The organism is Thermohalobaculum sp., assembly GCF_058622915.1.
Genome location: NZ_JBZSYN010000068.1, coordinates 1 through 6,041 on the forward strand (window position 1 = coordinate 1; position 6,041 = coordinate 6,041).

The 6,041-nt window shown below is 68.5% G+C and carries 7 protein-coding genes; 3 read left to right on the forward strand and 4 right to left on the reverse strand.

Translation table 11 applies throughout. From position 1 onward, the window contains the following. Positions 1–288 (reverse strand): GcrA family cell cycle regulator (locus tag AC32QD_RS05665; RefSeq protein WP_492009509.1); only part of this gene is annotated, 288 nt, incomplete at its 3' end. A 179-nt stretch (positions 289–467) separates the two neighbouring features. Here AC32QD_RS05665 and AC32QD_RS05670 point away from each other — a divergent pair. After that, entirely contained in the window at positions 468–1,283 is an 816-nt protein-coding gene (locus AC32QD_RS05670) for an ABC transporter permease (RefSeq protein WP_492009510.1), read from the forward strand. 7 nt (positions 1,284–1,290) lie between these two features. On the opposite strand, the gene AC32QD_RS05675 is transcribed toward AC32QD_RS05670, so the two are convergent. After that, positions 1,291–2,199, reverse strand: a complete 909-nt coding sequence (locus AC32QD_RS05675; protein ID WP_492009511.1) for a pentapeptide repeat-containing protein — start codon at positions 2,197–2,199, stop codon at positions 1,291–1,293. A 296-nt stretch (positions 2,200–2,495) separates the two neighbouring features. On the opposite strand from AC32QD_RS05675, the gene AC32QD_RS05680 reads away from it, so the two are divergent. Together AC32QD_RS05680 and rlmN are read left to right on the forward strand one after the other, a co-directional pair. Continuing rightward, positions 2,496–3,038 (forward strand): invasion associated locus B family protein, encoded by a 543-nt coding sequence (locus AC32QD_RS05680; RefSeq protein ID WP_492009512.1) that lies wholly within the window; start codon positions 2,496–2,498, stop codon positions 3,036–3,038. A gap of 100 nt (positions 3,039–3,138) precedes the next feature. Then, positions 3,139–4,338 carry a dual-specificity RNA methyltransferase RlmN gene (gene rlmN / locus AC32QD_RS05685; protein ID WP_492009513.1) on the forward strand — a complete coding sequence of 400 codons (1,200 nt, stop codon included), beginning with the start codon at positions 3,139–3,141 and terminating at the stop codon, positions 4,336–4,338. A 6-nt stretch (positions 4,339–4,344) separates the two neighbouring features. On the opposite strand, the gene AC32QD_RS05690 is transcribed toward rlmN, so the two are convergent. Together AC32QD_RS05690 and AC32QD_RS05695 are read right to left on the reverse strand one after the other, a co-directional pair. Next, positions 4,345–5,133 (reverse strand): enoyl-ACP reductase FabI, encoded by a 789-nt coding sequence (locus AC32QD_RS05690; RefSeq protein ID WP_492009514.1) that lies wholly within the window; start codon positions 5,131–5,133, stop codon positions 4,345–4,347. A 4-nt stretch (positions 5,134–5,137) separates the two neighbouring features. Beyond that, positions 5,138–6,041 (reverse strand): beta-ketoacyl synthase N-terminal-like domain-containing protein (locus AC32QD_RS05695; RefSeq protein ID WP_492009515.1); only part of this gene is annotated, 904 nt, incomplete at its 5' end.

Sequence of the window (6,041 nt, forward strand, 5' to 3'; positions counted from 1 at the left end):
CTGGGCGCGCGCCGGGGCGGGGGCGGCCGGCGCCTCCTCGGCCTCTTCGGCGGCGGGCGCCGCTGCAGGGGTGGGCTTCGTTGCGCGGGGCGCGGCGCTCGGCTTCTCGGCCGGCTTCGCGTCCTCGGCGGACGGCCCGCCACTGCGGTTCGACAGGCCCAGCCGGTGAACCTTGCCGATCACGGCATTACGCGTCACACCGCCCAGCGTCTTGGCGATGTGGCTTGCGCTCATCCCCTCGGCCCAAAGCTCCCTGAGCTTCTCGACCCGCTCCTCGGTCCAGGACATCGGTCTCTCCTCGTTGCGGGACCCGCTCGCTCAGCCGCGTTGGCTGGCCGAACCGCGCAGGACTTCCGCCCACTATTGTATGCGCCGCGTCGCGGGTTACAAGTCGGGCCGGCGTGGCCGTCCGGCCCACGCCGCTAGTCGAGCGGCCCGCCGATGGCCGGTTCCAAACGAGGTACGAGATGCAGCGATCGAACACCATGGGCGTGCGCCGCTTCGGCCGGGTGAACTGGGTCGGGCTGTGGGAGCTGTACACCCGCGAGGTGCGGCGCTTCGCGCATGTGGCGACGCAAACGGTGCTGGCGCCGGTGATCACCGCCGTGCTCTTCATGCTGGTCTTCACGCTTGCCTTCGGCGCGCACCGCGGTGCGGCGGTCAGTGCCGCCGCCGGCATCCCGTTCCCGATGTTCCTGGCGCCGGGCATCCTGATGATGCAGGTGATCCAGAACGCCTTCGCCAACACGTCGTCCTCGATCATGGTCTCGAAGATCCAGGGCAACATCGTCGACACGCTGATGCCGCCCCTGAGCCCCGGCGAGCTGCTCGCGGGCTATGCGCTGGGCGGCGCGACGCGGGGGCTCGCCTGCGCCCTGGCCATCGGCATCGTGATCTTCCCCGCCGTCGGCGTGAAGCTGACCCACCCCCTGTGGGCGCTCGCCTTCGTCGCCTCGGCCTCGCTCATGCTCTCCCTGGTCGGCGTGCTGGCCGGAATCATCGCCGAGAAGTTCGACCAGATGGCCTCGATCACCAACTTCGTGATCATGCCGCTGTCGTTTCTCTCGGGCACCTTCTACTCGATCTCGGTGCTGCCCGAGCCGTTCCTGACCATCAGCCACTTCGACCCGTTCTTCTACCTGATCGACGGCTTCCGCTACGGCGCCGTCGGGCTCGGCGACGCCCAGCCCGCGCTCGGCCTGCTGGCCACGCTCGGCTTCAACGCGGCGCTCGGCTGGATCGCCTGGCGCTGGCTGAAGTCCGGCTACCGTCTGAAGTCGTGAGGCGCGATCAGTTGCCCGGAGCGCCGCAGATCTTGATCTTGAACCCGCTCGGCAACTTCGTCTTGTCGTCGCCGCAGGCCCGCGCCAGGCGGCGTGTGTCGAGATTGCGCGCGCTGCTGAGATCGGCACCCGAGAAGTTCGTGCTGCGCATGTGGGTCCGGGCGAGATTGGCGCCGCGCAGATCGGCGCCACTGAGGTCGGCGCTCGAGAGGGTCACGCCGGTGAGGTCCGCATTGCGGAAGCTGGTGCCGCGCGCGTCGACGCGGTTGAGGTCGGCATAGGGCAGCCGTGCGCCGGTGAAATCGGCCCCGTTGATCTCCGCGCGCTCAAAGTCGGCGTCGTCGAGCTTGGCGTTGCGGAAGATGGCCTTGTCGGCGTTGGCGCGCCTGAGGAAGGCATTGCGCATGTCGGCGCCGGTGAAGTCGGCACTGATGACGGTGGCCTCGCCCAGATCGAGCGAGCGCAGGTCAGCGCCGGCGAAATGGGCGCCCGTGACGTCGGACTTCTCCAGATCGGCGCCGCGCATCGCCGCCTGCGAGAAATCGGCCGCGGTCAGATTCGCTTTCTCGATCTCGATGCGTTGCATGTCGGCATTGGCGAAATTCCCCCCGGGCAGCACCGCGCCCTTGAGATCCGCCTCGCGCAGGTTCGCATTCTTGAAATTGCCACTGTGCAGATTGAGGCTGCGCATCTCGGTCATGCTCAGGTCGCAGCCGGGGCAGCCGCCCTGCTTGACGATCGCCTGCGGGGTTGGGGGATCCGCGGCGGCCGGGGCTGCCGCGGCGACCACGAGGGCCGCAGCTATGGTCCTGATCGCTGTCGCCATGGCTTCCTCCCCTTCGCGGTTTTCCGCACAGTGCCGCACGGCTTCGACGGACCAAGTATATGGTTCCGCCGCCTGCGGCGCGAGTGTCAAGACTCCACGTTCTACCGTTGTGTCGCATCGCTGTCGCGCCACGGCATCACAATGGGCCAGTGCGACCGGCGCCTTCCGGGTGGCCCGTCGGCGAAGGCCCTACCGTGTCGCCATCCCCGAGCTTCCATACGTCTGCCTTGCCCGACACCGCGCGGTGAGACGAATTTTCCTCGGAGGGCGGGGTGGCATTTTTCCGGCCACATAAAGTATGCTCCGCGAAGATGCGTCCGCGGGCGCGTCGGGATATGGACAGGCGGGCAGCAAGATCCGCGGGCAACGACCAATGTGAGGCGAGCATGAGCAGATTTTGCAAGGCACGGGCGATTGCGTTGCTGGCCGGCGTGCTGATGGGCGCGGCAGGCGTCGCTTCGGCGGCGGCGCAGGTGCAGCAGAGCGTGGGATCGGAGCAGGACTGGTCGATCTTCAAGGCCTCGGCCAACAAACAGAAGGTATGCTGGATCGCGTCGCAGCCGACCAAGTCGTCGGCCTATCGCGGCGGCAAGGCCGTGCAGGTTCGGCGCGGCGACATCTTCCTGATGGTCTCGGTCCGGCCGGCCGACAACGTGAAGCACGAGGTCTCCTTCATTGCCGGCTATCCGTTCAAGAAGGGCTCGGAGGTAACGACCTCGGTCGGCGACAAGAAGTTCACCATGTTCACCGAGGGCGAGAACGCCTGGGCGCCGTCGTCATCAGATGACGACGCCATCGTCGGGGCCTTTCGCAGCGGGTCCGACGCCAAGGTCGAGGGCCATTCCTCGCGGGGCACCAAGACGGTGGACACCTTCTCCCTGATGGGCTTCACCGCCGCGCTGGACAAGGCGACCAAGCTCTGCAAGTAGCGCCGCTGGCGCGCCAGAGGGCCGGTTGCCAAGCGACTGCGGCCTTCCCCGTACGGGGCAGGCCAACTATGTTTGCGCTGACATGAGCCGGAACCCGCCGATGCCCCCCACTACCGAGCGTCCGCCGCAAGCGGCGCTTCAGCCGGATTTTGCCGTGCTGCCGCGCAAGACGGGGGACGGCGCGCGCCGCAACCTCGTCGGCCTGACCCGCGAGGCGTTCGCCGCGGCGCTGATCGAGGCGGGCACGCCCGAGCGGCAGGCGCGCATGCGCACCGGGCAGCTGTGGCAGTGGATCTACCAAAGGGGCGCCACCGACTTTTCCGCCATGACCAACCTGGCGAAGGACTACCGCGCAGCGCTGGCCGAGCGGTTCGAGGTCGCGCGGCCCGACCTCGTCTCCCGCCACATCTCGGCGGACGGCACGCGCAAGTACCTGCTGCGCCTGGCCGGCGGCCACGAGGTCGAGACGGTCTACATTCCCGAGGAGGATCGCGGCACGCTGTGCGTCTCCTCGCAGGTCGGCTGCACCCTGACCTGCACCTTCTGCCATACAGGCACGCAGCGACTGGTCAGAAACCTGACCGCGGGCGAAATCGTCGGCCAGATCCTGGTCGCCCGCGATGATCTGGGCGAATGGCCGCGCGCGGGCGAGCGCCCGCCTGAGCGGCGCCTGATCTCCAACATCGTGCTCATGGGCATGGGCGAGCCGCTCTACAACTTCGAGGCCGTGCGCGACGCCATGGGAATCGCCATGGACGGCGAGGGGCTGAGCCTGTCGCGCCGGCGCATCACGCTGTCGACCTCCGGCGTGGTGCCGATGATCCCGCGCGCCGGCGAGGAGATCGGCACGCTGCTCGCGATCAGCCTGCACGCCACCACCGACGCCGTGCGCAACGAGCTGGTCCCGATCAACCGCAAGTGGCCGATCGCCGAATTACTCGAGGCCTGCCGCCAGTACCGCCGCCTCTCGAACGCCGAGCGAGTGACTTTCGAATACGTCATGCTCCGGGACGTGAACGACTCGGACGCCGACGCGCGGCGAGTGGTGCGGCTGCTCGCCGGGATTCCGTCGAAGGTGAACCTGATTCCCTTCAACCCCTGGCCCGGCGCGCCCTACCAGCGCTCGACCTGGGAGCGCATCGAGAGCTTCGCCGAGATCGTCAACCGCGCCGGCTACGCCAGCCCGGTGCGCACGCCGCGCGGCGAGGACATCATGGCCGCCTGCGGCCAGCTCAAGTCTGCCACCGAGCGTGCGCGCAAGCGCACCGCGGAGATCGCGGCGGAGGCCGGCCTCGGCTGAACCGGATCAGGCGTCGTCCCAGCGATCCATGCCGATGACGTGGTAGCCGCCGTCGACAAAGAGCACGTCGCCGGTGGTCGAGGCCCCGAGGTCCGAGAGCAGATACACCGCCGCCCCCCCGACGTCCTCGAGCGAGCCATTGCGGCGCAAGGGCGCGCTCTCCTCGGATGTCTTGTACACCTTGCGCGCCCCGGCGATGGCCGAGCCCGCCAGCGTGCGCATCGGCCCGGCGCTGATGGCGTTCACGCGGATGCCCTGCGGCCCGAGGTCCTTGGCGAGATAGCGCACACTCGCCTCGAGCGCGGCCTTGGCCACGCCCATCACGTTGTAGTTCGGCATCACCCGCTGCGCGCCGAGATAGCTCATGGTCACCGTGGCGCCGCCATCGGGCATCAGCTCCGAGGCCCGGCGAGTCACGTCGACGAAGGAGAAGCACGAGACCTCCATGGTCTTGCGGAAGTTCTCGCGCGTCGTGTTGGCATAGCGCCCGGTCAGCTCGGACTTGTCCGAATAGGCGATGGCATGGACCACGAAGTCCATCTTTCCCCAGCTCTCGGCGATCTGTGCGAACACCGCGTCGAGGGTGGCCGGGTCCATGACGTCGGCATGCATCACGATCGACGAGCCGACGCTCTCGGCCAGCGGCCGCACGCGCGGCTCGTACATCTCGCCCTGATAGGTGAAGGCCAGCTCGGCGCCGTGCTCGGCCAGCTTCCGGGCGACGCCCCAGGCGATGGAATGGTTGTTCGCGACCCCCATGACGAGGCCGCGCTTGCCGTCCATGATCCCGCTCATGCCCTCACCCGTGGTAGCGGCCCAGCGCCAGCGTGCAGTTCGTGCCTCCGAAGCCGAAGCTGTTGGAGATCACCGTGTCGAGCCCGGCGTCGTCGATGCGCCGCGTCACCACCGGGGCTCCCTCAAAGGCGGGATCGAGGGTGTCGACATTGGCCGAGGCGGCGATGAAGTCGCCCTGCATCATCAGCAGGCAGTAGATCGCCTCCTGCACGCCGGTGGCGCCCAGGCTGTGCCCGGTCAGCGACTTGGTCGAGGAGAAGCGCGGCGGCTTGGCCCCGAACACCTCGCGGATCGCGCCCACTTCGCGCTCGTCGCCCACCGGCGTCGAGGTGCCGTGGGTATTGATGTAGTCGACCTTGCGCTCGCCCAGCGTGGCGATCGCCTGGCGCATGCAGCGCGCGGCTCCCTCGCCCGAGGGCTGCACCATGTCGAAGCCGTCCGAGGTGGCGCCGTAGCCGGTGACCTCGCCGTAGATTTTGGCGCCGCGGGCCTTCGCGCGCTCCAGCGCCTCGAGCACCACCACACCGGCGCCGCCGCCGATGACGAAGCCGTCGCGGTCCTTGTCATAGGCGCGCGCCGCCTTCTCGGGCGTGTCGTTGAAATGCGTCGACATCGCCCCCATGGCGTCGAACAGGCACGACAGCGTCCAGTCCAGCTCCTCGCCGCCGCCGGCGAAGATCACGTCCTGCTTGCCCCACTGGATCAGCTCGGCGGCATTGCCGATGCAGTGCGCCGAGGTCGAGCAGGCCGAGGTGATCGAGTAGTTCACCCCCTTGATCCGGAACGGCGTCGCGAGCGTCGCCGAGTTGGTCGACGACATCGCCTTCGGGACGGCGAAGGGGCCGATCCGGCGCGGGCCGCCCTTGTTGAGCACGGTCTGGTGCGCCTCGAAGAGCGACCTCGTCGAC

Coding starts and splice junctions, on each gene's coding strand:
- AC32QD_RS05670 (WP_492009510.1), top strand. CDS start 468: ATGCAGCGATCGAACACCATGGGCGTGCGCCGCTTCGGCCGGGTGAAC.
- AC32QD_RS05680 (WP_492009512.1), top strand. CDS start 2,496: ATGAGCAGATTTTGCAAGGCACGGGCGATTGCGTTGCTGGCCGGCGTG.
- rlmN (WP_492009513.1), top strand. CDS start 3,139: ATGCCCCCCACTACCGAGCGTCCGCCGCAAGCGGCGCTTCAGCCGGAT.
- AC32QD_RS05690 (WP_492009514.1), bottom strand. CDS start 5,133: ATGAGCGGGATCATGGACGGCAAGCGCGGCCTCGTCATGGGGGTCGCG.